The organism is Exiguobacterium sp. s122, assembly GCF_018618475.1.
GTDB classification, from domain to species: Bacteria; Bacillota; Bacilli; order Exiguobacteriales; family Exiguobacteriaceae; genus Exiguobacterium; species Exiguobacterium himgiriensis.
In genome coordinates this window covers 47,322-70,787 of the sequence record NZ_JACSMD010000004.1, presented here as the reverse complement: position 1 = coordinate 70,787, position 23,466 = coordinate 47,322, and the positions used below count along the sequence as shown (strand labels likewise).

General features: G+C 42.7%; 20 protein-coding genes and 2 pseudogenes. 18 read left to right on the top strand and 4 right to left on the bottom strand.

Annotated elements, in window-relative coordinates:
• The first annotated feature begins 71 nt into the window (after positions 1-71).
• Both KNP92_RS13875 and KNP92_RS13870 read left to right on the top strand, forming a co-directional pair.
• On the top strand, positions 72-1,097 hold the full coding sequence (locus KNP92_RS13875; RefSeq protein ID WP_214838078.1) for a tyrosine-type recombinase/integrase: 1,026 nt from the start codon (positions 72-74) through the stop codon (positions 1,095-1,097).
• A gap of 368 nt (positions 1,098-1,465) precedes the next feature.
• Entirely contained in the window at positions 1,466-1,705 is a 240-nt protein-coding gene (locus KNP92_RS13870; RefSeq protein ID WP_214838075.1) for a hypothetical protein, read from the top strand.
• A gap of 315 nt (positions 1,706-2,020) precedes the next feature.
• Here KNP92_RS13870 and KNP92_RS13865 read toward each other — a convergent pair whose 3' ends face one another.
• Positions 2,021-2,812, bottom strand: a complete 792-nt coding sequence (locus KNP92_RS13865; RefSeq protein WP_214841489.1) for a hypothetical protein — start codon at positions 2,810-2,812, stop codon at positions 2,021-2,023.
• 586 nt (positions 2,813-3,398) lie between these two features.
• Between KNP92_RS13865 and KNP92_RS15895 the strand changes: the two genes are divergently transcribed.
• Positions 3,399-3,806: a transposase family protein gene (locus tag KNP92_RS15895; protein ID WP_214841487.1), complete on the top strand. Its 408-nt coding sequence runs from the start codon at positions 3,399-3,401 to the stop codon at positions 3,804-3,806.
• A gap of 366 nt (positions 3,807-4,172) precedes the next feature.
• On the top strand, positions 4,173-4,568 hold the full coding sequence (locus KNP92_RS13855) for a site-specific integrase (RefSeq protein ID WP_214838133.1): 396 nt from the start codon (positions 4,173-4,175) through the stop codon (positions 4,566-4,568).
• Positions 4,569-4,776: 208 nt separating this feature from the next.
• Here the strand turns inward: KNP92_RS13855 and KNP92_RS13850 are convergent, their stop codons facing one another.
• Positions 4,777-6,144: an AbiJ-related protein gene (locus KNP92_RS13850; protein WP_214841485.1), complete on the bottom strand. Its 1,368-nt coding sequence runs from the start codon at positions 6,142-6,144 to the stop codon at positions 4,777-4,779.
• Between the two features lie 533 nt (positions 6,145-6,677).
• On the opposite strand from KNP92_RS13850, the gene KNP92_RS13845 reads away from it, so the two are divergent.
• Positions 6,678-7,514: a hypothetical protein gene (locus KNP92_RS13845; RefSeq protein ID WP_214841483.1), complete on the top strand. Its 837-nt coding sequence runs from the start codon at positions 6,678-6,680 to the stop codon at positions 7,512-7,514.
• 310 nt (positions 7,515-7,824) lie between these two features.
• Here KNP92_RS13845 and KNP92_RS15955 read toward each other — a convergent pair.
• Positions 7,825-8,448: pseudogene (locus tag KNP92_RS15955) on the bottom strand (BA5345 family protein).
• Positions 8,449-9,622: 1,174 nt separating this feature from the next.
• Between KNP92_RS15955 and KNP92_RS13840 the strand changes: the two are divergent.
• The 8 genes from KNP92_RS13840 to KNP92_RS13805 all read left to right on the top strand — a co-directional run bounded on the left by KNP92_RS13840 (position 9,623) and on the right by KNP92_RS13805 (position 17,736).
• A complete protein-coding gene (locus tag KNP92_RS13840) occupies positions 9,623-11,059 on the top strand; it encodes a hypothetical protein (RefSeq protein ID WP_214838064.1) in 1,437 nt (478 codons plus the stop codon).
• 837 nt (positions 11,060-11,896) lie between these two features.
• Positions 11,897-12,964 (top strand): hypothetical protein, encoded by a 1,068-nt coding sequence (locus tag KNP92_RS13835; protein ID WP_214841481.1) that lies wholly within the window; start codon positions 11,897-11,899, stop codon positions 12,962-12,964.
• A gap of 703 nt (positions 12,965-13,667) precedes the next feature.
• Positions 13,668-14,450 (top strand): ParA family protein, encoded by a 783-nt coding sequence (locus KNP92_RS13830; RefSeq protein WP_214838057.1) that lies wholly within the window; start codon positions 13,668-13,670, stop codon positions 14,448-14,450.
• On the top strand, positions 14,447-15,136 hold the full coding sequence (locus KNP92_RS13825; protein ID WP_214758469.1) for a hypothetical protein: 690 nt from the start codon (positions 14,447-14,449) through the stop codon (positions 15,134-15,136). The genes KNP92_RS13830 and KNP92_RS13825 overlap by 4 nt, the downstream gene beginning before the upstream one ends.
• Positions 15,133-15,909, top strand: a complete 777-nt coding sequence (locus KNP92_RS13820; protein WP_214838054.1) for a ParA family protein — start codon at positions 15,133-15,135, stop codon at positions 15,907-15,909. The genes KNP92_RS13825 and KNP92_RS13820 overlap by 4 nt, the downstream gene beginning before the upstream one ends.
• A complete protein-coding gene (locus tag KNP92_RS13815; protein ID WP_214838050.1) occupies positions 15,906-16,709 on the top strand; it encodes a hypothetical protein in 804 nt (267 codons plus the stop codon). The genes KNP92_RS13820 and KNP92_RS13815 overlap by 4 nt, the downstream gene beginning before the upstream one ends.
• A gap of 86 nt (positions 16,710-16,795) precedes the next feature.
• Positions 16,796-17,353, top strand: a complete 558-nt coding sequence (locus KNP92_RS13810; RefSeq protein WP_214686071.1) for a DUF6036 family nucleotidyltransferase — start codon at positions 16,796-16,798, stop codon at positions 17,351-17,353.
• 32 nt (positions 17,354-17,385) lie between these two features.
• The gene (locus KNP92_RS13805) at positions 17,386-17,736 is read left to right on the top strand and encodes a hypothetical protein (RefSeq protein WP_214838048.1); all 351 of its coding nucleotides are present in this window, start codon (positions 17,386-17,388) and stop codon (positions 17,734-17,736) included.
• Between the two features lie 187 nt (positions 17,737-17,923).
• Here KNP92_RS13805 and KNP92_RS13800 read toward each other — a convergent pair whose 3' ends face one another.
• The gene (locus KNP92_RS13800; RefSeq protein WP_214841475.1) at positions 17,924-18,649 is read right to left on the bottom strand and encodes a hypothetical protein; all 726 of its coding nucleotides are present in this window, start codon (positions 18,647-18,649) and stop codon (positions 17,924-17,926) included.
• 431 nt (positions 18,650-19,080) lie between these two features.
• Between KNP92_RS13800 and KNP92_RS13795 the strand changes: the two genes are divergently transcribed.
• The 5 genes and pseudogenes from KNP92_RS13795 to KNP92_RS13775 all read left to right on the top strand — a co-directional run bounded on the left by KNP92_RS13795 (position 19,081) and on the right by KNP92_RS13775 (position 23,392).
• The gene (locus tag KNP92_RS13795) at positions 19,081-19,227 is read left to right on the top strand and encodes a hypothetical protein (RefSeq protein ID WP_214841473.1); all 147 of its coding nucleotides are present in this window, start codon (positions 19,081-19,083) and stop codon (positions 19,225-19,227) included.
• A gap of 87 nt (positions 19,228-19,314) precedes the next feature.
• Positions 19,315-19,485, top strand: a pseudogene (locus tag KNP92_RS13790) (family 1 glycosylhydrolase); the annotation flags it as partial.
• Positions 19,486-19,749: 264 nt separating this feature from the next.
• On the top strand, positions 19,750-20,928 hold the full coding sequence (locus KNP92_RS13785) for a galactokinase (RefSeq protein WP_376778124.1): 1,179 nt from the start codon (positions 19,750-19,752) through the stop codon (positions 20,926-20,928).
• Positions 20,925-21,923, top strand: a complete 999-nt coding sequence (gene galE / locus KNP92_RS13780) for a UDP-glucose 4-epimerase GalE (RefSeq protein ID WP_214841471.1) — start codon at positions 20,925-20,927, stop codon at positions 21,921-21,923. Before KNP92_RS13785 ends, galE begins: the two co-directional genes overlap by 4 nt.
• Positions 21,920-23,392, top strand: a complete 1,473-nt coding sequence (locus tag KNP92_RS13775) for a UDP-glucose--hexose-1-phosphate uridylyltransferase (RefSeq protein ID WP_214841469.1) — start codon at positions 21,920-21,922, stop codon at positions 23,390-23,392. Before galE ends, KNP92_RS13775 begins: the two co-directional genes overlap by 4 nt.
• Positions 23,393-23,466: the final 74 nt, after the last annotated feature.

Sequence of the window (23,466 nt, the reverse complement as noted above, 5' to 3'; positions counted from 1 at the left end):
TTATATTTCACCTCATATTTCAAGGACTACAGATATTTAGTAGAAAACAGAGAGCGAAAAGAGGGAGAAGCATGGAGATCGAGAAAAAACAGCAAGCGTTCGAGGTAGCATTGCGAGAACTGACCGGGGCCAACCCGAAACTGGCCGAAGCATTAAGGAAGGACCATATTGATCTCGAGACCTTGAATGATGTCGAGATCATCGAATTGTTCTGGGCGACAGAACTGTTCCCGATCTATGCGGACAAGAGCCCGCACACGCGACGCGCGTACAAACTGGACCTCGAGTTCGTCCTCAGTTTTGTGATGACGAAGACAGATGGGTTAAAACACCTGACCGTACTCGACATCCATCGTTACTTGTTTGAGGTGAACGAACAGTATGCCCCACGCACGGCACAGCGGAAAAACCACATGTTAAAACGCCTCCTGACCTACCTCCACGTCAACCAGTATCATCTGCATAACCTGGCCTTCCATGTGAAGAACCAGCAGCGGCCTGAGTTGCTTCGGCGTGAAATCGATTTCGACGAGATCGAGCGGATTGCCGAGTCGTTCCGATATACCGTCAAGCGGGCACAAAAAAAAGAGCTCATGGAGCTCCGAAACGAGACGATCGGGTACTTGTTGTTGACGACAGGCATGCGAGCTGCAGAACTGTTGTCAATCAAGTTCACCGATGTGAAGCGAAATCAGCATACATCTTACCTCGAGGTGAAGGGGAAACGCGACAAGTGGCGCCGCATTCCGATTACCGAGAAAGCGTCCCATCTCGTGAATCGACTGCAGACATTGATGATGATTGAGGAGGTATCGTCCCCTTTTATCGCCTTCAGCACCAAAAAAGCTCACAAGGCGATCACCTATGAGGCGTTACGGCTGATGACCCATCAGGCGGTCGACCATGTCGCACACGAAGAGAAGACCCCGCCCCACTGGTTCCGCCGGGCCTACATCACAAAGCTCCTGGCGAACGGAAATTCGTTGATTGGAGTCATGCAGTTGGTTGGTCATGAATCAATTAATACAACGAACGGTTATTTACAATCTCTCAACGAACTTTCAAACTTTTCTAATGCTAATTTGCCATTTAAATAAGTTCTATTCCTCTTTTAAAAAGTAGAGCTTATTTAATCGAAAAGGCTATACAAACATTTTCTTAGTAATGAAAGCATACTGTTCTTTTATTTGAGTATATAAAGGAGATAATACCAATAACATCGGAACACATCTGTAAATGACTATCAATTTTTTCTTAATCATTCATATGAACCCTGTGAAAAATTACCAGTAGTTGAGTACCATAAATATCGCTACGTCGTAATTAAGAAGCACTTTTTAAATGATTGTTTGACATACATATACGGTTACATTAATCTATCAGTAACAACTAAAAATACCCAAAAATCTAAAATGAATTTGTTAAATTATTAAAAACTATACTTTTAAAGCACAAAGGAGTAAGTATGAAAAAAATTGGAACTATTCTGTTATATGCCTCATTGATGTTGGGAGTTTTAGCTATTTTTTTGAAAGGCATTTGGCTATTTCTTTTATGGCCACTTTCATTAATTGCTTGGACTTTAGTGATGGCGATAAATAACAGAGGAACAAAAGGCTATTACTTATGGATTGTTTTCTTACTTGTAACATTGTTTGTTTTTGGATATGGATTAACCAGATGGTCCGATGGTGCAAATTTGTAACTTACATAAAACTAAAATAACGGGGCTAACTGCAGGCAATTAAATTTAATTCAGCTATAAAATAGGTGACGAATCCAATCGCATATTGTGATTGGATTTATTTTTTCTCTTTTTTTATGCGTCGAGTTTCATTTTTTCTCACTTACAAAATAATTTTTATAAAGCTAAAACTAAATTGTTATTAATTGATAATTTTTATCTTTAATAGAAATCACTTTATTTATAATTATATTCTAGCTATAAGGTTTTATATAAGAAAGTCAAAAAAGATGACTCTTAAAAAATAAGAGCCATCTTGATAAAATGTTATATTAATTATAACGTGACTGTTGAAACAACTTGCATGCCCGTGCGACCAGATACTGTAACAGAGTAGCCGAGAGCCTTACTATAACTGCTAGTTGTATAAACATATCTATGGGTCATCACTTCCGAAGTCAAGCCAGATCCTCTATGATAAGAAACATATTTGTAATATACTTTATCGTTATAAAGCTGGAAAGTTAGGTTTGCAATATTCGTAACCCATTTAACAGTGGCAGGAACTTTAGTAATGGCGGCAATTGTTATACCAATCGCACCTACTAACCATTTCGTTGGAGTACTATTTCCATAGCTAGTACTACTATATGTCCATGGTGTATACGAAGAAGCCGATAGGTTTAGACTTTGAGTCAAGTCGTCATAAGCTTCAGTGTTTTTTTCGATAACACTTTTCATTGAATCAATATCGACATTACTAATTACTTCAAAAGATTCATTTGTTTGAACTACCGTTCCTTCGTTCTCTAAATACGAAGTAGTGATGACATCTTCTTTTTTGTATTTCCCTGTTTTTTGGTTTTTAACAAAGATCTTACTAACCACTTTTTTATCGTTTACAAATTTTTCTTCGACTAAATAACTTTGTCCATTTGCAGTATATGTATACTTTAACATGCTGTTTGAATCATCAATCATTACAAAATTTGTTATCTGGTTGCTTTTAACCTCATTCAAGTAATTACTTGTACTCTCTGAATTCGCAGCAACAGAAGAGGGTAAAGTGTAACCAACGATTAAGAACATACCAAACACACTAATTAAAAATCTTTTTACCATTTCCAAACACATCCATTCCTATTTATTTACTAAATTGTATCATAAATTCTTTTAATCGTTAAAATTTTTTTAATATTCTTTATATTGTATTTATTTTCTAAATTGTAATATTCGAATTCAATATCGTGACAATATTAGATTCAAAGATGCGGATTTAATCGCCAAACAATTACATGACATCGCTAAGTAGTCGCTGTTAGGTGACCGCTTGTTTTTTTTTTGAGACCTCGATAGTCGCAGAGAGAGTCCCGGACATATTCTCTGAACTGGTGAAAACAGAAAAGGATAAATAGGTACCAAAACCGTTCATAAATAGGGAGGAGTTCGACATGAACCGTTCCATATTTAAACCATCTTGGACTAAACTGTTCCTGCAATTACATCTTGTCTTAAAAATTAACATTATGAACAGATAAAAATCGTAATAGGAATATATCTCCAGGTACCGAATTAGATCGCATCGTATAAATGTCACGGTTCTAATTTTGCAATGCTGTCCATTGTCAACAGCGGTTTAAAATTGGTTCTTCCTCACTTTTGATGAAGGTAATCTTCGAGAATTAGTTTACTAAAAGGATTGAAGGGATCAATCATGTTAAACGAGTTTTTTCCAGAACTAGAAGTAGTCGAGGTGAACCGTTGCAATGAAGCGTATCAGTTCATTTCTCATGGAAAAAAGTCGTGTGCACCCTGTCCCCATTGCACTAAAGGTTCACAACGTATCCATAGCCGATACATCAGGACATTGCACGATGAGCGTGTGTTCGGATATGATGTTCAGCTACGAATTCAGGCAAGACGTTTCTTCTACGACGAACCAAACTGTCCCTCAAGCATCTTTACGGAAAGATTTCTATCCCTGTATCGACCACACTCCTGCAGAACGATTCGTTTAGAATGTGGGCTACTGAGGCTCTTAAGTGGGATGAGTGCTATCGGACTGGAACGTATTTTGAACAATATCAGCGATAGTACGCTAATCAAACTATTGAAACGCTAACAACATCATCGAAAGATGTCTGACCCTCGCTGGTTGGCATTGATGACTGAGCCTGAAGAAAACAAAAAAAGTACGGGACAATCATCTGTGATCTAGAGACGCGACGCCCGATCGCCTTACTTCCTTCTCGGAATTTCAAAACCGTCTGTGCTTGGATCCGTCGAGTTTCGGGAGGCCATCCGTTTAGCCGATGAGACGATTCAGCAAGTGAGTGACCGATGGCACTTGTTTCATATAAACAGGCGAGAAAAAAGGAGCTCATGGAGCTCCGGAACGAGACGATTGGCTATTAATTATTAATGACTGGCATGGGAGGCGCAAAACTTTTATCAATAAAGTTCACGACGTAAAGCGAAATAAGTATACATACTACCTGGAAGTGAAGGGAAACGTGACAAGTGGCGCCGCATCCCGGTTATCAAGAAGGCGATTCACCTCGTGAACCGGCTGCAGACATTGATGATGATTGAGGAAGTCTCGTCTCCTTTCATCGCCTTTAGCACGAAAAAAAACAACAAGGCCATCACATATGAGGCCCTGCGCCTGATGAGTCATCAGGCAGTCGACCATGTAGCGAATGAAGAGAAGACCCCGCCTCACTGGTTCCGCCGGGCCTACATCACAAAGCTCCTAGCAAACGGCAATTCGTTGATTGGGGTCATGCAATTGGTAGGTCACGAATCGATAAATACGACGAACGGTTACTTGCAATCACTTGATCGACTCTCAAACGTATCGAACGCTGACTTACCGTTTGAATAAATACCTGAACACTCGGATAAATTTGTTTCGTTGAACATTAAGATACCTATCATCATCTGAAAGGCAACATAAATCAATTATGGACGTATTAGGTTTTTTTCTACTGTCAATAAAACCTTTGCAACTTATAAAAAAGAGCGAGCAGGAAGGCATCTTGTTTTCAATCTCTAAAAACTAACAATCACCTATGTTTAATTTCTATTTTTGGTTATTGGGCATTTATAGTTTTAATGTCGTACTTCTTAAAGAAGCTATTAAAGAAGTTTTTCATCAGTTCAGCACTTTTATCTTCATTCATTAATTCATAACCACCGAATCTGTAGACATCATACCCATGTAACTTCAAATCCCGATCTGCCGAAACCATCTCTGCATACCGTTGAGGACTAGCAATGTTTTCTTCTGAATAATGTTGTTTCCCGTCAATTTCAATAACAACTCTTTCTCGATTTGGAAGAAGCAATAAGAAATCCATTCTCTGACGTGGCAAATAAATTTCTCCATTCCGCTGTCTTTTTGTATAGGGATCATAATGAAGATAAACTTGAGGGATTAGCGCAGGCAGGTTTTGATGATATTGACCTCTGAATAACTGAAAATACGCTTTAAAGAAAGTAATTTCTGGTGGAGAATCTAACGAATTTAACAATCGTTTGTACAGTGAAACTTCTTTTTCTTTATAGGATGTCAGCGTAGGATTCATATCGCTCCACCAATCAACTAATTCTGCCCAGTACAATCCGTCAGAAGATATTGGTTTTTCATAAACCAAACAGTTGTCTTTGTGCTTTACAATGGTAATGTCATTGTTGAGAGAATCATTTATAATAATTTCTGGCTTGGCGCCTACAGCAGCAAAAATAAGGTTCTTTACTTCGCCTCTCACTCCGTTTTGAATTCTATGAACTTTATAAATCGGGTATCCAGAGAGTTGGCTAGTAGGATATAGATGAAATCCATCATTATGCAAATGTTCATTCAATAAATTGATATATGACTCTTGGGAGGATTTATTTCTTATCATTGGATGAACTAATTGCTCCAAAAAATTCATGAATTCTTGGTCGTTTTTTATCAACAATTCAAAGTATTCCTCCAATAAGAACTGTTCATCATAGTCATAATTATTAATCATGTGTTGCCAAATATCCTGAGCAGCTGTATCAAATCTACCATCTCTTGAAGGCATCGCGTCTAAATCCCAAATTCTTTTAAAGAAAGAAACGACATCTGCTCTCCCCCATAAGTCAGTTCGCTTGTATAGCTCATCAAAAATGTTTTTTCTGGTTATTTCACTGATTTCAAAAACCCCTTTGGGATTCACACTGTACATTAATTTTGATAGAGACTTGGCACTTTCTCCATAATCATCAATAATTCTTTTAGAGAGGTCCAAAAGAAAGAGTTGATTCTTCCCCTTTAACCTCTTTTGGACATACAACCTCTTACTAGAGAACGCCTCACTTTCTTCTCCCTCGTCTAATCCATATCTTCCACAGACACTCGGCAAATTATAAGCCTTTTCTCCACTTAAAATATTTGAAATCTCCTCAACTATTTGATTTAATTTCGCCACGAGATCACTCCTCACGATGATTGGATAATCCTAAATAACTTTAATATAAACTTAATAACGATCATATGGGGTTTATTTTCCCGTATACTCAACGACATGATATCTTTTAGATCATTGCTAGGCCTAAAGAACACGGCTAACGGATGGGAAAATGAATGAGGCTTTAGGGCTTTCCGATTCACGAACAACACTTTTTCTGTTGGAAACGCTAGCTGATTCTAGACGTTCTCCCAGAATGTGAGCATCTATCTGGTTAAAATATCTGGATACGTCATCAGGAAACCAAGAATCAAATGTCAGCAGTAAGTATTCTCTTTTTTACACCAACAATATTAATTATCTTTATTACTTTGTTCGTACTTTTTACGATTTCTTTTCCTTAAATATTTATCTATCCAATCTCAATTCTCTTATTCCTGAACTTATTGTTTCTGTAGAAACAACTTTTGCAATATGTACGTCTATTCCCACTAAAGCGTTTATCATACATTTCCTATAAAATAGAATTACTTATGATGAAAGGAATGAGTTCAATGGGCAGAGACAAAAAAGAAGATGTGAAGCAATCTAGCCGTGAATTTGCTCTGGATACTTTTTTGACAGTAGGAAGCGAAATAAGTGCGGAGGTAGCTAAGAAGTCTATCGCAAGTGCGGCAGGTGATTTAGCTGTAGATGCGGCGAGCTCATTTATCCCCGGGGTATCAGGAGCCGTTCAAGGCTATAAACGTGCTCGCTTCGAAAGAAACATGATACGTGTCGCTGAAGAGTTAAATTTAAAAGTGGAATCCATTCAGTCTAATCTCGATTCTAAAACCAGTGAACAAAAAGAGCAGATTGATAGACTGTTTCAATATGTAATAGACTCGGCGATAGACGAGCAACAAGAAGAAAAAATTAAGTACATGGTCAATGGATTTGTACAAATCACGAAACACGATTTTGTATCAGAAGACTTTGTCTTAACCTATTACGACGTGTTGAAAGAATTACGAATAATCGATATTTCGGTCTTACGGCTAATGAATTCGACTCGATTCTGGTACCAAGAGGGTTCTAAAGAGACATTTCACGATGTCATGGAGAGACATGGGATATCCTATGAACAGTACGAAGCAGTAAGAAGAAATTTGCTTCGGATTGGTTTATTGACAACTCGCACAGATCTTAATGTCGTTGATGATCTCAAAGAAATCTCAAAGACATTCAAAAATATTTTTACATACCTTGAAAAACTTTCAAATCCGAAGTCCAATCGTTTACCAAAATTGAAAGAACCTAAATTTAAATCTAAGGAGCAGTTCGAAATCTCAAGGTTTGGTAAAGATTTTATTGATTTCTTTTTTGAAATGAACCAGAACGAAGAGGAATAACCTCTGTTGTGATAAATGTTTTTGCAAAATCCGGCTTCTACCCATACTCCTTTTAACTTCCCAGCAAAAATATGATGAATGCTTTCGTGTCTGCTTGGTTGATATTTATATTGGATAAATTAAATGAATATGTAAGATGCTGAAAATTTTCATCATAACGACTACAGATATTTCATCAAAAAGAGATGATTCAAGAATATACATGATTCATCTCTCCTTTTAGATGAAAAAGAAATCAATAAGCATTTTTATAATCACTAGTCTATCTTGTATTTTTAGAACTATGATTTAAATCCTTTGGCACATCGCTTCAAGATAGATATTTATTTAACATGCTGATTTGAAACGCACGAAGATCATCGGAAAAGTATCTATAGTTTAGAGCAGCCGCAGCTAAGATAATGATTTGCATTGCAATACCGATGTAAAACAGCAATGGCTCTTCGCCTGTGATCAAACTACGAACTAACAAGAGGAAGACAAGGACTAGTGACCCTGTTGCACTGACAAACAATGTCCCTACCCCATGGACAGTGCTCAGCAAATGTCTATATCGCCCCTCTAAATAAGCCCGGACCCCCTCATCCTGTTCCAACAACATAGAATGCCACACGTGCTCAAGATAGTAGTAATCGTTATTTCTATTCTTGTAGAGAGTACCAAAGGTTGCGTCTGGAGAAAATTTGTCTCCAAGCTCGGTTCTAAATTTGTTCAAACTGTCTTTTGTTCTAATACTCCAAAAAAAGACAAAATAGATTTGATAAATTAGATATTCTAAAGGCACCCCTGCAACTATCAAAGATATCAGCAACGGAACATTTTTTACGAATTCGGAGTAATTATTTTGCGTGAATGAAAAATAAAAGAATAACTAAAATATGAACACCCACCCGGGAATTCCCCACCTAATCAAATATTTTGTTTCAAAATTCATTTAATCACCCTTCCTTTCTTCTTATTAGAGTATCATGTTTCAAACGCGATACTGCTAACCTTAGAATTCGAGTACTCACGGGCGGTTCTGTTATCTATTTTTTCAACCTCCTCTATTTATGCGCCCTAAGTTCACCATTTAATGTCTATAATCTAAAAAGTGTGCGCCGGCGCACACTTTTTAGATTATAGATAAAGTCACGTTTCGGACGAACTGAAATATGACTTGTCGTTTTCGGCCCTTGATGTGCCCTGGTCGAACCTTTATTTAGGCAGGCGGAGCATCTTCCATACCCAGCAACCACCTTCGTGTGATTGAGGACAGTAAAAGTAGACACAGCCTCAATTGATTTTTTTAGGTCCCCGATGACGGTCCAAAGCATAACATGCTTCTCCATTGCATCTGCCAATACACGCTAGTACTTCTAGGGATTTGTAGATCAATCGAGCATTGGGCAGTTCACACAGAGGGTGGGTTCGAGACGTACTTCCGTTCCCCCTCGGGCGAATTCGTGTAATGCCGGCTGGATTCCGCGGTAGATTTACAGCTTAGCAATGGCTGATTTTTTTAATAAGCGGAGACACTGCGACGGCAGTACGAAAATAGAAATCACTGAGTGCATCAATTGAGAGTATGACTAGATTTCTAAGAGTTTCGCGAGAAAAGGAAGACCGAGCAGCGATAAGGTCCGCGATTCAGCTCACTAATTGGCCCTATAGCAGCGAGTTGCGCCCGGTCGGTCAAATAAAAAAACTACACACGATGTTATGTCTATAGACTAGAAAGTGTGCGCCGGCGCACACTTTTTGTTCCTATTGAAATTATAAATATTCAACAGGATTTAAAGAATTTCACTAATTTTCGTTAGCAAAACGGATTGAAGACGTGAAAAACTCACTTTAGAAAGATCATCGTCGAATTTCATCGGTAATCACCGGCGAAAAGGATAAAACATGGAAACATCCTTATTTCTATTTATTCGAAACTCGCCTTTTAACCTCTTGATTTCTTGTGGACTGAATCAAAGAATAAGAAATTATCTTACTTACATTCTTTAAAAGTGTGTGCCGGCACACACTTTTAAAAGGGACTTACGGTATTTGAAATAATTTAAAATCGTTAATTAAGTGCCACCAAATTTGTGCTATATTTATCCTTAGAAGAGGTGATCAATATGGAGACTCAATCAACCTCCAATGGCCGCTCGCAACAACTCATCATTTCTCAAGCGGTCACGGCTATTCAAAGACATCGTATGGAGGAGATTCTCCACAGCGTGTCTATCTTTGATATCCAGGAATTCGTCACGACACTTTATCAAGAGCACTATCAATTCGAAAATTTAGAGGCTTCTTATAAGAAGATACGTTATCATTCATTCAACAAGCTAAAGAAGCGATGGGTGCAGGCTGCCATCCGAAACTACGAAGAGGGGCGTGGCCCGAAAAAAGAATTGCGTGCCCGGTTCGAGATGATTACCGCATATCATCATTTGGTCGGCCCTGAAGCCTTCTTGAAAGAGTTTCACGTGAAAACCATCGAAGGTTATATGCAACAATGCATCCAAGAGTTGAAGGAATGGGCTGAGAATCCGAATCTGTTGATCCATACGTATCCTTACTGGTCCCAAAAGACGGTGAATCAGAAGAAGACCTCACTCAAGACGGACGTTTTGATGATTCTTTGGGAGGTCGCCAAAGAGGTCGACCTCAACCAACCGACGGCGCACCACTCTCCGACGCTCGCCGTCGATATCCCATTCTTCGGCATGTCTGACCGCATCAAGAACCAGACGGACCTGTTGGATGAGAAACTGAATGAAGCGTCGCAGTTGAATCTCGAGCTTCAGAACTATGACACGGTGGTCCCGAAATATAAGAAGGGGATTCCCGACCACCTTTCGGTCCTTGTCAGCAAAGAATTCATCCAAGAATTGAACGGGAAAGTGCCAGACCTTGACTCGAAAGACTTCGAGGCCTTCACAGAGATTCTGGCGTATCGGGACATGACGTTCCAGACTAGCCGGAAAATCATCTTCCCGCTCTCGCAGCTCGTCAAGAAGCTGTATGCGAACGATAGTGGGAAAAGCTACGATTTGACGACGCAACGTCTCATGAAGCTCGGTTATTATCGGGTCGCAGGCCACAACGAGGACGGGGACTTCTTCATCCGAGGCCTGTTCTCCTCGGTTACCATTAAAAATGCGACGACATTAGCCGAGAGCCAGGTCATCGTCACGGTCAGTGAGGAGATTTACGACGACCTGTTGAAACAACAGATCGTCAGCATCTATGGGGAACAAATCGAACAGTTGAAAGGCAGCTTCGCTTATCACCTGGCCTTCGTCCTTCAAAAAGAGCGGATGAGCTCCATCCAGACAGGGGAGCAACAACCCGTCCGTAGGCACTGGCGTCAGTTCACCTATTCGATTCGATTCAACAAGGTCCGAAAGGCCGATAACCTAAAAGAGCTTGAGTTGAATCTGGATCGAATCAAGGAACATGATTTCATCCTGAAGGAATGGCATCGCTCTGGTGATTATTATTTCTTCACCTTCTACCCGTTGGAGTCTTGGGAATTGCCAGGTCATGTGGACACGTTATTATTGTAATTGATATCGTGGAGAACCCAGTCTATCTGGGTTCTTTTTTCAGTTTAGCTGCACCAATGTTTCACATGAATCGATTTAACGATGAAAATGGGCCAAAACGCTCAACTAGTATCCAGACTCATGAGACGTCATGAAACAATTTTTTGATTATGCCGTACCAATCTTACACTCTTCTCTCTTTCTTCTTTATAAATGAGGTAGTTTGAAAATTTTTCACTCGAATTTCCCTTTTTAGATTCGGTTGATATTCAATCTGATCACCTTTTTTAGTGAGTATGGCGTTCATTTATATCAGATTCCAACGATTTTGGTAACAAACGACCGTACCAAACTTGCACTTTTTGTTTTTTGGTAACAGATGACCGTACTGAAACTACATTTTCTTATTTTGGTCATGAAACACCGTACTGAAACCACACTTTTACCGATTCGTCGCCCTATAAAAAATAAATTTTCGAGACTCTTTTTGTCTTTTTGGTAACAGATGACCGTACTGAAACTGCATTTTCTTCTTTTTTGGTAACAAACGACCGTACCAAACTTACACTTTTTCGTTTTTGGTAACAAAATGCCGTACTGACACTACACTTTTCTCTTTTCTGACTAAAAAAATCTACTTTATTTTCAATATGAATGGCATTATAGAGCGGATTAATCGATTTTGGTAATAAATGACCGTACTGAAAGTGCATATTTTTATTCGTTCAAAATGGCTTCATACCAACGTTTTTTTCATTTTGGTAACAAAATGCCGTACTGAAAACGCACTTTGACACTATCTTGAAAGAGCTGGATACTGAAACTAGCATATTTTAGGATAGGGGAGGTGTAGGAGAGATGATAGAGACGAATCGACATATTTTGGTCGCCAATAAACTATTGGTCGCGATGAGCGGATTGACGCGTTGGACAAAACGAGCCGATCATTATCGTTATGAGCAGCATCATTATAACATCCCGGCCTGTTTCACGGCCTTCAAATGGACCAAGTCTCGGATCCGCCATATGCTCTCTATTCTCGCCTACGCTGACGACCAAGGGAAAATAGAATTTATCGAAGACCACATGGTCGCGGATTTTGCATGCACGTCGATCCGCTCCCTACATAATAACTTAAAAACATTTGAACAGAATGGTCTTATGACGGTCGTCCGTCACTTCCCAGGAGTGATCTCAATCCAATTGACGGATTACCTTGAAAACTATCGTGATTTGTTTGTAGACGGTGCTACGGTCGATTCGAAGACCGGGTATACGTCTGTTTGGCACGGCCTCTTGTCCGAACTGGTCGCACTCGATAATGTGAATACGTTGCGACTCGCGCTACGGACAATCGTCCAGGTCGAGAAAGATGTCCATGTCCAGTCAAATGAACAGGCCATCCTGACCTACGATGAGATCAAAGGATTCCTTCCTAAATACTGTGGCCATAAGCTCGCCATCCAAAAGATGATGTCTGGTCTCAAATTCCTCCAAGTGTCGCTTGTTGAAGACAGTAAGCGTTTCTTAAATATGGTCAAACAGAACATCTCGCTCAAGAAACGAGTCCAAGACGTGACGCGACCGCTCTTACTCGAAGTCCAGCTATCGGCTGCGCAAGACAGTAAGCAGATCAAAAAGAAAGACCGCACTGAAGTTCAACTCCTCTGGTTCGAGTTGCGCAAGCGAGTCGGGGAGTTCTTCGACTTTGACGCCCTCAAAGTCAACCGTGACTCACTCTTCTCGATGAGCGATACTTTCGGGGCCGAGACGTTCAAACAGGTCGTCGAAGAGTTAAAACAAGCATTCCTACACCATCGTGAGGACTTGGTCCACTCGAGCACCCATAAGCTGTTCTTTGAGGAGCCAATTTTCTATCTTCACCAACGACTAAAAGAGAACCAGGCAAAATTGGCTATCGCATGATGGTCTATTTGTCATGTTCATTTTTGAAAATATATATGAAAACGACCCATTTTTTCAGGTATTTCCTTCTGTTTATATTGTTTCTCATTCGTTCTAAGTCATCATTGCATACTGAATCTGATTTTTTTACTTTTAGGAAAAAAATCAAACCAAGTAGTTAAGTAATCAAGGATTTACTGAATTAAATCTTCTCTTGTTTTTTAATTCTCAAATCAGAGTTGAAAAAAAATGAACCTTTGTGAACGAAACGATGGCCCTTTTGAAATATCTCTTTTCACTTAAATCGTCAGAAGGATTGGTATGACTGGATTGAGAGACCCTCTTCTTTTTCTAATTCTATTAATCTTTATTTAACTCTCTCTAATCTATTTATATTTTTTTAACTCAGAAGAATATGGTTTTATCTCTTCTTCTATTATTTAAATCATATCCAGATGTGCCAAGTATTTCTTCTATAGAAAAGATCTACAAATATGAATGACGTTCACAACAGGAACTTTGTATAAATACATAGTCCAAAAATGTCTCTGTATACAATTCGACGTCGAAACGTATACAGAAAATATTTAGATGCAAAAATCGTATACAAACCAAAACTATTATTGTATACATTTTTGTATTGAATTTATCAGTGTCTTTGCTGTTTTTGTGTTGAATGCAAAGAGTGAATGTGACATGATATGAAAGAGAAAGGGGAGAGAAGATGAACATACTCACGTTTTACATATCGAAAGGTGGGTCAGGCAAGACGACCTGTTCTTTGAATATGGCTTACGCATTGGGTGAGCTGGGACAACGAGTCCTCATCATTGATTTGGATCCCCAAGGCTCGCTCAGCAAGCTGATGTTAAAAGAATCCGACACGATCAAATACATGACGATGTTTGACGTACATACACGTAATCTTGATATCAGAGAAGTCCTGTTTGATGATGAAACGTATCATGTGAGTCTTCTCCCTTCGAATGAACGAAATGCCCGGTTGATCAACCTAATCTCCGAGCAAGACAAGCTCTTCTTATTAAAGGACATGATTGCACCGCTCGAAGAGGAGTTTGATTGGATCATCTTAGATTCAGTCCCATCGATCAACGAACTTTCGAAAGTCGTGCTTTCGACATCAAATATGACGGTCATCCCTTTCATGCCGAAGAAGCTCGTTTTCGACCAACTTGCGAGTACGGTTCGAACCGTACAAAAAGTGAAAAAGTTCTACAACCCAGACCTCGTCATCACAGGTATTCTTCCTGTCGCGATGGATGCATCTTTAAAGGCAGACAAGGAGTACTATGAAGCAATGGCAACCATCGCGAAGGAAGAGGCATTAGACATCCTTCCGATGATCAAGCGATCCACCTTTATCGAGAAAGCTGCCGATAGTGGGAAGAGTGTCATCCAGTACCGCTCCAAGGAATCGAAGGTACTCGCTGAACCGTTTCGACTATTGGCCAAGCAAGTCGTCGAACAGGCAGGTGAGACATCATGAAGGCACGGAACCGCAATATTCATAAAATCAAACCGAGTGAGCAGCACCCGTATCAAAGCGGTTTGACGAATATCAGCGCGCTCGTCCAAAAACTTCCGGTCTCTAAAGAAGTCGAAGACCTTGTTCATGAGATCAATGAGCTCTCAAAAGTTCAAACGATTTCTGTATTCGAGATCGGGAAGCGGCTCGTCATCGCTCGTTCTGAGATGCATGACAAAAAAGAATGGATGGGGTTCCTCGAGGCTGTCTCGATGTCGAGTTCGCTTGCATCACGGTACGTCAAAGCCTATGAGACGTTACATCCACTCGAATCATCACTTGCGAGCTTACCGGCTTCCAAACTGTTTGAACTGATGTATCTCGACAACGTCGAAGAGGTAGTCGAACAGGGACTCTATATTGATGGAGAGTCACGAAGCGTTGACGAGTTGACGGTCAAACAAATCCGTGAGGCCCGTAAGACCCGTGAGCCTGTGCAACAGGTTAAGGTCAGCCCGTTTCAAAAAACAAAGAAACCATCTGCCGTTCTTTCAGCACGAATCCCGTCCGACCTGTCCGATCAATTCCAACAGTATGCACATGCTCAAAATCGTAGTGTGAGTGAACTGTTGACGGAAATCATCGAGCGGACTGTGAACGACAATATCATCGACGTCACAGACGAGAAGCGAGGAGACGAATCATGAAGAAAATCGCATTGTACAATCGAAAGGGCGGTGTCGGGAAATCGACGACGACCATCAACTTGGCTCATGCTTATGCTCGTGATGGATTACGTGTACTCGTCATCGACGCGGACGATCAGGCCTCTTCGACGAATGGACTCGGTCTCACGAACGATTACGAAGGAAAAGTCTTACTCGATTGTCTACTAGAAGAGAATGACCCATTCTACACACCAATCGAACAGGTCATTGTGACATGCGAGTATGAGACAGGTACCGTCTATCTTGTGCCAACCAGACGTTCGGCCTCACCGAGTGACTTAACGAGTCAAATCGGATATGAATATCGTCTTAGTGAAGAGCTCGCCAAGATTGACGAGCTGTTTGACATCTGTCTCATCGATTGCCCAGGATCGACTTCAGCGCTTAACCCGTATGCTCGCTGCGCACTCGTCGCCCAAGACCGAATCGTGATGCCTGTCCAAATGCAGAAATTCTCGATGGATGCCGTCTACTCTGCACCTGAAGAATTGGAAGAGATGAAACGCTTCCGGGAAGACATCCATATCGCAGCGTTCATCCCGACAATGGTGAGCGTCCGCTCAAAAGGGGATGTCACGACAGTCGAGGAACTTGAAGAACTCGGAAAAGAAGTCGGTATTCCGGTTTTGACGACGATACCTTACGCGGTGAAGGTACAGACACTACAACGTGAGTCTCGTCCGGTGATTGATCACAAGAGCCCAGCAACCGATGCCTATCTACAACTCGCTCAGGAGGTACTTGCTTTATGACACGTAACCGAAAGAAACATACACCGAAGATTTCTACATTCAGTGCCAACCTTCCGGTGAATCAAAATCAACAAGCGACGGATAGCCGTACGGAACAAGTCGAGGCTGTGAAAGAATTCTCCGCGACGACGACCGTATCGAACCCTTATCAGGCCCTCCCGGCGACGGGGTTGTCACGTATCATCACGAAGAAGCTGCCCGAGGACATGGATGGAATCGTTCAGTATTATAACCACATCGATGCGATTCAAGCAACGAGTTTTGTCGAAAAATGTCGTATTCTTGCACACGCAAATAGTCTGTTCCGTGATCCTGAGACGAAAAAAGAGTTCAAACAAGAAGAAGGAAATTGGAAAGACTTCTTAGCCAAAATTGGCATGTCACATTCTCAAGTGAATCGATTTGTCTCATTTTGGAATACATTTGGTCCGAACATCTTGGAGAAGACGCTCGAGCAGGATTTTAGCGCGACGAAACTTGCTGAGTTGTTGTCGTGGCCAGAAGATCCGAAGCTCGCGCTACTCGAGAATAAAAAATACTATACAGCTTCAGGAGACAAGACGGTGTACGAGATGACACGTGAAGAACTCCGTGAAGTGAAACGGATGTTGATCGAACGTCAGGAACAACGCGTGCTCGAAGTCGAAACTAACTCTGTGAAACCGATGCGTGTACAGATTCGCTTTGCTGATTTGACAGATCCTTTATACGTCGGATTAACGCAAGCCGCGCAAAAAGAACATGTGTCAGAAGACGAGATTATTCGGCGGGCTCTCAGTGCCTATTTGAATACGAATTAAGTTGAGAGCAGCGAAATATATCATGGCCCACGAAGACTCCTAACATATCGGATCAGAGTGGGTCATTTTCATTAGGAGGAACATACATGACTTACTCCAATCAATATAAAGATGTAGAGAGTATTATTGACACCTTGCTTATCCTAGATACATTTTGTGCCTCAAGAGGAATCGAAGTCGAGTTTGTCGTGGTTGGCGCTTCGGGGATTCTTCTGTTCATTGAAATGATGAATAAAGATGCCGAGTATCGTCCGACGCGAGATATTGATATTCGCGTGACAGAGGGCGTTGTGACACCTGAATTGAAAGAGGCGCTTCATGAATATGAAATTGAAATTGTCGAAGGGGTGATTCAGTTCCCACCCCGTGAAGACTTTAGGGAGAATGAATTCCGGCATAAGATTGAAGGGCTGTTCGAGGCGATTGATGTGTATATCCCCGACATTGAACTTTTAGCATGTACCAAGATTTTCTCCTCTCGCCAAAAGGATCTAGAGGATCTCGAAAAAACGAATCTATTGGCACTTTGCGATAAAGATAAACTTCTCGACCTTGTAGAGGAATACAAAGCAAACATGACGTGGGACGATCCATTTTGTAACGTGCATGACTTGAGTCGAATTTTTCAGGAAAAGGGTATATAATAAATCAAAAGAAGAGTAGAGGAGGGTGACCGATGTCAGACAGTAATCATGTACTTCTGCAAAGCGAGCTAGCGGATGAACTGAATCGTATGCAGGCAGGCGGGACAAGCTATCGCTTAGAGACGGCTCAATTGGCCCTGGCATTAAGTCGTCATGTATCGGTCCCTGAATCGCTACGTGACCGAGAAATGGCTCGCCAGTATGTTCGATCTTCACTGCATGATTTACAGGACGACCGGGCAGAGGATGTGGCAAAAATGCTTAGTATGGCAGCACGGCGTGCCTACAACACTCCTGAAAGTACGTTCTCGGTAGATATGAAAGTGAAATTAGAAGAAAAGCGTAATCGATTCAAGATGCGTGGATTGCGGGTAAAATCTTAATTGGACCAAGTGGAGTCATTTTTATACTCTCATGAGGTTATGGTTCTACGTGCGAAGGAAGCATCTTTGGTCAAGTCATTGAACATGTATCATACGATTTCTGCGAACCGTTAAATCCTTACTTTGTAATAAATATAAGGGTACTAGATTTAGTCACTGGTTGACTCAATCTAGTACCCTTTTCGTATCATTGTTTATTTTGTTGGGTGTTCCGCTCCCGCAAGACCGCGAGCTCGACCTGTTCCTGTAACCGGTTCTCGAACGCCTCTTTTTCACGACGGAGAAGCTGCACTTCCAAATGAAGTTTTTGGTTCTCCTCTTCGAGTTGGTCGCTTCGTCGCGTTCGTGCCTTCAACTCGTCAAGCGTGTCCATCAGGTTCTGGTTTTGACGATTGAGCTGGCTGCGCTCTAGCTCGAGCTTCTTGACGTCTTCTTCTAAATTAAAGACCAACTTCTTCTGAGCCTTCAGTTCCTCTTTGAAAGAAGCACGTTCGGTCTCGAGGGCGTCCTGAGCGTTTTGTTTCTCGGCGAACAGGAGCTCCACTTGATGTTGAAGTGGAATTAATTCCTGGTCGTGGGCCGCGACTTGACGCTCATAGTCCTCTTTGAGCTGTTCCGACTCTATGATGATGCTTTGCTCAAGGTCATGAATCGTCTTTTGATAGCGCGAACAGATCCGTTCGTGTTCCTTTGATTGAAGCTCGAGCCGCGTGGCTCGTTCATTGAAAAGGGCCAGCACCTGATTCAATGCCGCCTGGAGAGCATCATTCTCCAAACTGATCAATGGATCTGGCACCTGTTTATCAGCCAAGGTGATCAGTTCTTCAAACAATTGATTTGTCGACAGCTGCCGCTGTTCCGACAATCGCTGGATGTGTTCTTTTACCTCTTGTGAGACTCGAAAAGAGGTCACTTTGGTTTCATTAGACTGCACAGCATTCACCACTTTACCATTTGATAGTTTTCTCGTTTGAACGCATATGGACTCGCATTCATCTCACTTCCATTTTCGCGTATTTACTACGTAAACACAAGACGAGGCATTGCTGACAAGCCTAATTCGTTTCGACGTCGAAATGTATACAGTGAATGAGTACGGGTTGTCCGGTTTTGTATTAAAGCCGTTCTTATCATCCGTCAAAATCTATGAATCTTCTTTCAAGTCGAACTCGTAAGTATATAAACTCGTGAGTACGAGCGCACTCTCGCAATCAAAAAAGGATGGGGTGTGTCATTGTGAATAAACTTAAAGTCTTCTCAACTCTATTTACCACGGTATTTATCATGTTGAGCGTATTCTTTGCTCTGACGACAGAATTAAATGTCTTTTTGGGTGGAGCTTTGGTGGGGGTAAGTGTACTCATCAGTGGCCATCTGGCAGAACGATTGTTTAAACGCTTCGAACATGAGACGGTCTCTCCTCCGACAGTCATTTTCTCATACGTGCTCCTGTTGGTGGTCGCTGCTTACTTTATCGGACTATACTCATAAATTCCGTCAAACGGACCAGGTTCATAAAAATGAACTTGGTCCGTATTTAATATGTACAACCATTATAAGATGATGGAGAGCTTATGATGGGGATGCATCGAACCGATTTCATTCACGACAGGAGAGATGAAAAAACGCTACGGATTTATTTATGTGGACCGTAATAATGACGGGAAGGGGACGCTCAATCGCTATCGAAAAGATTCGTACGAGTGGTATCGTCACGTCATTCTAACGAATAGGAAGAGTCTTCGTTAAAAAGAGATGAGATATCAAACAAGTGAGATATCTCTATTGTGAATAAGCTCCATATAAAACCCGCACTGGTGAACCAGTGCGGGTTTTATAATCGGATTCAATCGATTTTGTTAACTGAACAATAGTTATATTGTAAATTTTAAATTATTTTAGTTCTTCGTAAAAATGAAAAAAACTCATAATTTGTTTACTAAACATTATTTATTTTATAGATTGAATGCGTTAGAATCAGAGTGTGGTGAAACTGATGAGGAGGGAATGGCTATGAAAGATATGATGAAACTGTCTGAAGCATTTACAAACACTTTTCACGAGGAGTTCGAGCGGGTATTTTTTGCGCCTGGGAGAATCAATTTGATTGGAGAGCATATCGACTACAATGGGGGACACGTCTTTCCTGCGGCGTTGACGTTCGGAACATATGCGTTGGTACGACGTCGGACGGATCGACAGTGCCGTTTTTACTCGATGAATTTTCCGGAAGCTGGAGTGGTCACTGTGCCGTTAGGTGAGCTTGATTATCAAGACGCTCACGGGTGGGTGAATTATCCGAAAGCGATGCTCCGTTACATGCTTGATGGACGTGAACCGTCGTTCGGGTTGGACTTTCTGTATTTTGGCGATATCCCTAACGGTGCGGGCTTGTCTTCGTCGGCTTCGATTGAGTTGGTGACGGCGGTCGCTCTGAATGAGGTGTATGATTTGAACTTTGATCAACTTGATCTCGTCAAATTCGGACAACGCGCCGAGAATGAATACATCGGGGTCAACAGCGGGATCATGGACCAATATGCGGTCGGGATGGGCAAGAAGAATCAAGCGATGTTACTCGATTGCGATACGCTTGAATGTACGTATGCGCCGTTTGAGTTTGAGGATGTATTGGTCGTCATCATGAATACGAATAAGCGGCGTGAACTGGCCGAATCTAAATACAACGAGCGGCGACAAGAGTGTGACACGGCACTAGAAGTTCTCAATCAAGAATTGAATATCCGTGCGCTCTGTGATTTGGACAGTGACACACTAGAAGAAAGACAAGGTCGATTTGAAGATGAGACCATCTATCGCCGGGCAAGACACGTCGTCAGTGAAAATGAGCGCACACGTGAGGCGCTCCGCGCGCTTCAGGCCGGTGACGTCCATCGCTTCGGAGAACTGATGGATGCCTCTCATCGCTCGTTGGATAAGGATTATGACGTGACCGGTGTCGAGTTGAACACATTGGTCGAGAGCGCATGGAGACATGGAGCGATTGGGGCGCGCATGACGGGCGCCGGTTTTGGAGGTTGTGCCATCGCTTTGGTACGGGAACATGAGATTGCTCGTTTTATCGACGAAGTGAGTGCGGACTATGAACGTCAAATTGGATATGCGCCGACTTGCTACGTCGCTTCTATCGGGGAAGGAGCCCATGAAATCAAAGGAGGGAGCATCTCATGAGTATTCTCGTTGTAGGGGGCGCCGGTTATATCGGCTCTCATGCGGTCTATCAACTGATTGATCGAGGCGAAGATGTCGTCGTCGTGGATAATTTGTCGACGGGACATCGCCGAGCGTTGCATCCTGATGCGACGTTTTATGAGGGGGATATCCGAGATAAAGCCTTTTTAGACAAGGTGTTCTCTCAAGGTCAGTTTGACCAAGTGGTCCATTTTGCGGCAAATTCGCTCGTCGGCGAGTCGATGGAGAAACCGCTCGATTATTATGACAACAACGTTTATGGGACCCAGGTGTTGTTAGAAACGATGGTGAGACACGGTGTGCTTGAGATCGTTTTCTCTTCGACGGCAGCGACGTATGGCGATCAGGAAATCATGCCGATTGCCGAGTCGGCCCTGACACATCCGACGTCGACGTATGGTGAAACGAAGCTCGCGATGGAGAAGATGATGGGTTGGATCGGGAATGCCCATGGACTGCGCTATGTGGCTCTGCGCTATTTCAATGTGGCGGGGGCAAGGTCGGGAGGAGAGATTGGTGAGGACCATCATCCCGAGACACATCTCATTCCGCTCATTTTGGAAGTGGCGAACGGGAAACGTGACCACATCTCCATCTACGGAACGGATTATCCGACAGAAGACGGGACATGCATCCGTGACTATATCCACGTCGAAGACTTGGTAGATGCACATGTGCGTGCTCTCCACTATTTGCGTGACGGTCAGAAGAGTGACGTGTTCAATTTGGGATCGAATATGGGATTCTCTGTCAATGAGATGATTCAGGCGGCCCGTCAAGTGACGGGACACGCGATTCCTGCTCAGGCGACGACGCGCCGAGCTGGCGACCCCGCACGTCTCATTGCCTCTGCGGAAAAAGCGAAGCGAGTACTGGGGTGGGCTCCTGAAAGAACCGATATCACCCGTATCATCGCAGATGCATGGGCATGGCATGCCGCCCACCCTGACGGATATCGTGAGGTGGGACGATGAGTGCGCTTGTGAATGGACTCGTGGCGGCAACGCTAAAAAGTGGACTCATCCAGGAGCGGGATGTCATCTACGTGAAGAACCGGTTGCTCGCCATGACGGGGGCGACACCGAGCGATGAGACGACGAACGGTCGAATCCCGGAGCTCGTCGACCGATTGGTGGACGAGGCGGTGCGGAACGGTTTGACTGAGGACGGCCGGTCACAGCGGGATCGATTCGCGGCAGACATGATGGACCAATTCATGCCACGCCCCTCGGAAGTAGAACGGGTGTTTTACGACAAGTACGCGACGGACCCGGTCATGGCGACGGATTACTTTTACCGGTTGTCGACGGACTCGAACTATATTCAGACAGAGCGAACGAAACAGAATATCTCTTATCAAGTAGATACAAGATATGGAATGGTCGACATCACCATCAACGTGTCGAAGCCAGAGAAAGATCCGAAAGAGATCGCGCAACAGAAGAGCGTGAAGAAAGAGGGGGCCCCGTACCCGAAGTGTCTCCTCTGTGTGGAAAATGAAGGGTACGAAGGGCGTTTAGATCATCCGGCGCGAGCCAATCATCGGCTTGTGCCGCTCGAACTCGGAGGCGAGGAATGGTATATGCAGTACTCGCCTTACGTCTATTACGACGAACACTGCATCTTATTGTCGGGTGAGCATCGAGATATGCGGATCGACCGTTCGTCGTTCGTCCGTCTGCTCGACTTTGTAGAGAAATTTCCGCATTACTTCGCGGGATCGAATGCCGACCTGCCGATTGTGGGCGGCTCGATTTTATCGCACGACCATTACCAAGCAGGACGATACACGTTTGCGATGGCGGAGGCGCGCGAGACAGGCCGATTCTCTTTTGAGGAATTCCCAGATGTGAGCGGACACACGTTGCTTTGGCCGTTGTCGGTCATTCGGTTGCGTAGCCAAAATCAGAACAGCCTCGTCGCGTGCGCGGATCGTGTCTTGTCGACTTGGCGCAACTATTCGGACGAAGCATGTCACATCTTGGCCCATACGGACGCCCCGCATAATACAATCACACCAATCGCACGAAAAAAAGGTGAGTTCTTCGAGTTGGATCTCGTTCTTCGAAACAACCGGACGACATCGGAACATCCACTCGGACTCTTCCATCCCCATGCAGATGTTCACCATATCAAACGAGAAAATATCGGATTGATCGAGGTGATGGGGCTTGCTGTACTGCCGGCGAGGCTCCAAGCTGAGATGGACGAAGTTAAGAGATTTATTGTAGGAGAAACGGACAACGTACAAGATCTCCATCAAGATTGGGCTTGCGAATTGAAACGAGCATACGATGGAAGGGAGAATATCGAACGTTTCATCGAAATGGCCGTAGCCGAAAAATTTGTTAAGGGACTTGAGGACTGCGGCGTCTTTAAGTTGGACGAAAATGGACAACGAGGACTTCAGCGCTTTATTCAAGTAATTCAATCACGGGACTAAAGGGAGGCGGACAGGTGAAGACTTGTCTGCCTTTTACTTTACGGTTGAAACAAATCCTTATGTTTAGTAAAATG

Bases quoted from the DNA above. Each gene is read 5' to 3' on its own strand.
- KNP92_RS13825 (WP_214758469.1), top strand. From the start codon at position 14,447: ATGAAGGCACGGAACCGCAATATTCATAAAATCAAACCGAGTGAGCAG.
- KNP92_RS13805 (WP_214838048.1), top strand. From the start codon at position 17,386: ATGTCAGACAGTAATCATGTACTTCTGCAAAGCGAGCTAGCGGATGAA.
- KNP92_RS15895 (WP_214841487.1), top strand. From the start codon at position 3,399: ATGTTAAACGAGTTTTTTCCAGAACTAGAAGTAGTCGAGGTGAACCGT.
- KNP92_RS13835 (WP_214841481.1), top strand. From the start codon at position 11,897: ATGATAGAGACGAATCGACATATTTTGGTCGCCAATAAACTATTGGTC.
- KNP92_RS13875 (WP_214838078.1), top strand. From the start codon at position 72: ATGGAGATCGAGAAAAAACAGCAAGCGTTCGAGGTAGCATTGCGAGAA.
- KNP92_RS13810 (WP_214686071.1), top strand. From the start codon at position 16,796: ATGACTTACTCCAATCAATATAAAGATGTAGAGAGTATTATTGACACC.
- KNP92_RS13870 (WP_214838075.1), top strand. From the start codon at position 1,466: ATGAAAAAAATTGGAACTATTCTGTTATATGCCTCATTGATGTTGGGA.
- KNP92_RS13775 (WP_214841469.1), top strand. From the start codon at position 21,920: ATGAGTGCGCTTGTGAATGGACTCGTGGCGGCAACGCTAAAAAGTGGA.
- KNP92_RS13845 (WP_214841483.1), top strand. From the start codon at position 6,678: ATGGGCAGAGACAAAAAAGAAGATGTGAAGCAATCTAGCCGTGAATTT.
- KNP92_RS13785 (WP_376778124.1), top strand. From the start codon at position 19,750: ATGAAAGATATGATGAAACTGTCTGAAGCATTTACAAACACTTTTCAC.
- galE (WP_214841471.1), top strand. From the start codon at position 20,925: ATGAGTATTCTCGTTGTAGGGGGCGCCGGTTATATCGGCTCTCATGCG.
- KNP92_RS13840 (WP_214838064.1), top strand. From the start codon at position 9,623: ATGGAGACTCAATCAACCTCCAATGGCCGCTCGCAACAACTCATCATT.
- KNP92_RS13830 (WP_214838057.1), top strand. From the start codon at position 13,668: ATGAACATACTCACGTTTTACATATCGAAAGGTGGGTCAGGCAAGACG.
- KNP92_RS13820 (WP_214838054.1), top strand. From the start codon at position 15,133: ATGAAGAAAATCGCATTGTACAATCGAAAGGGCGGTGTCGGGAAATCG.
- KNP92_RS13815 (WP_214838050.1), top strand. From the start codon at position 15,906: ATGACACGTAACCGAAAGAAACATACACCGAAGATTTCTACATTCAGT.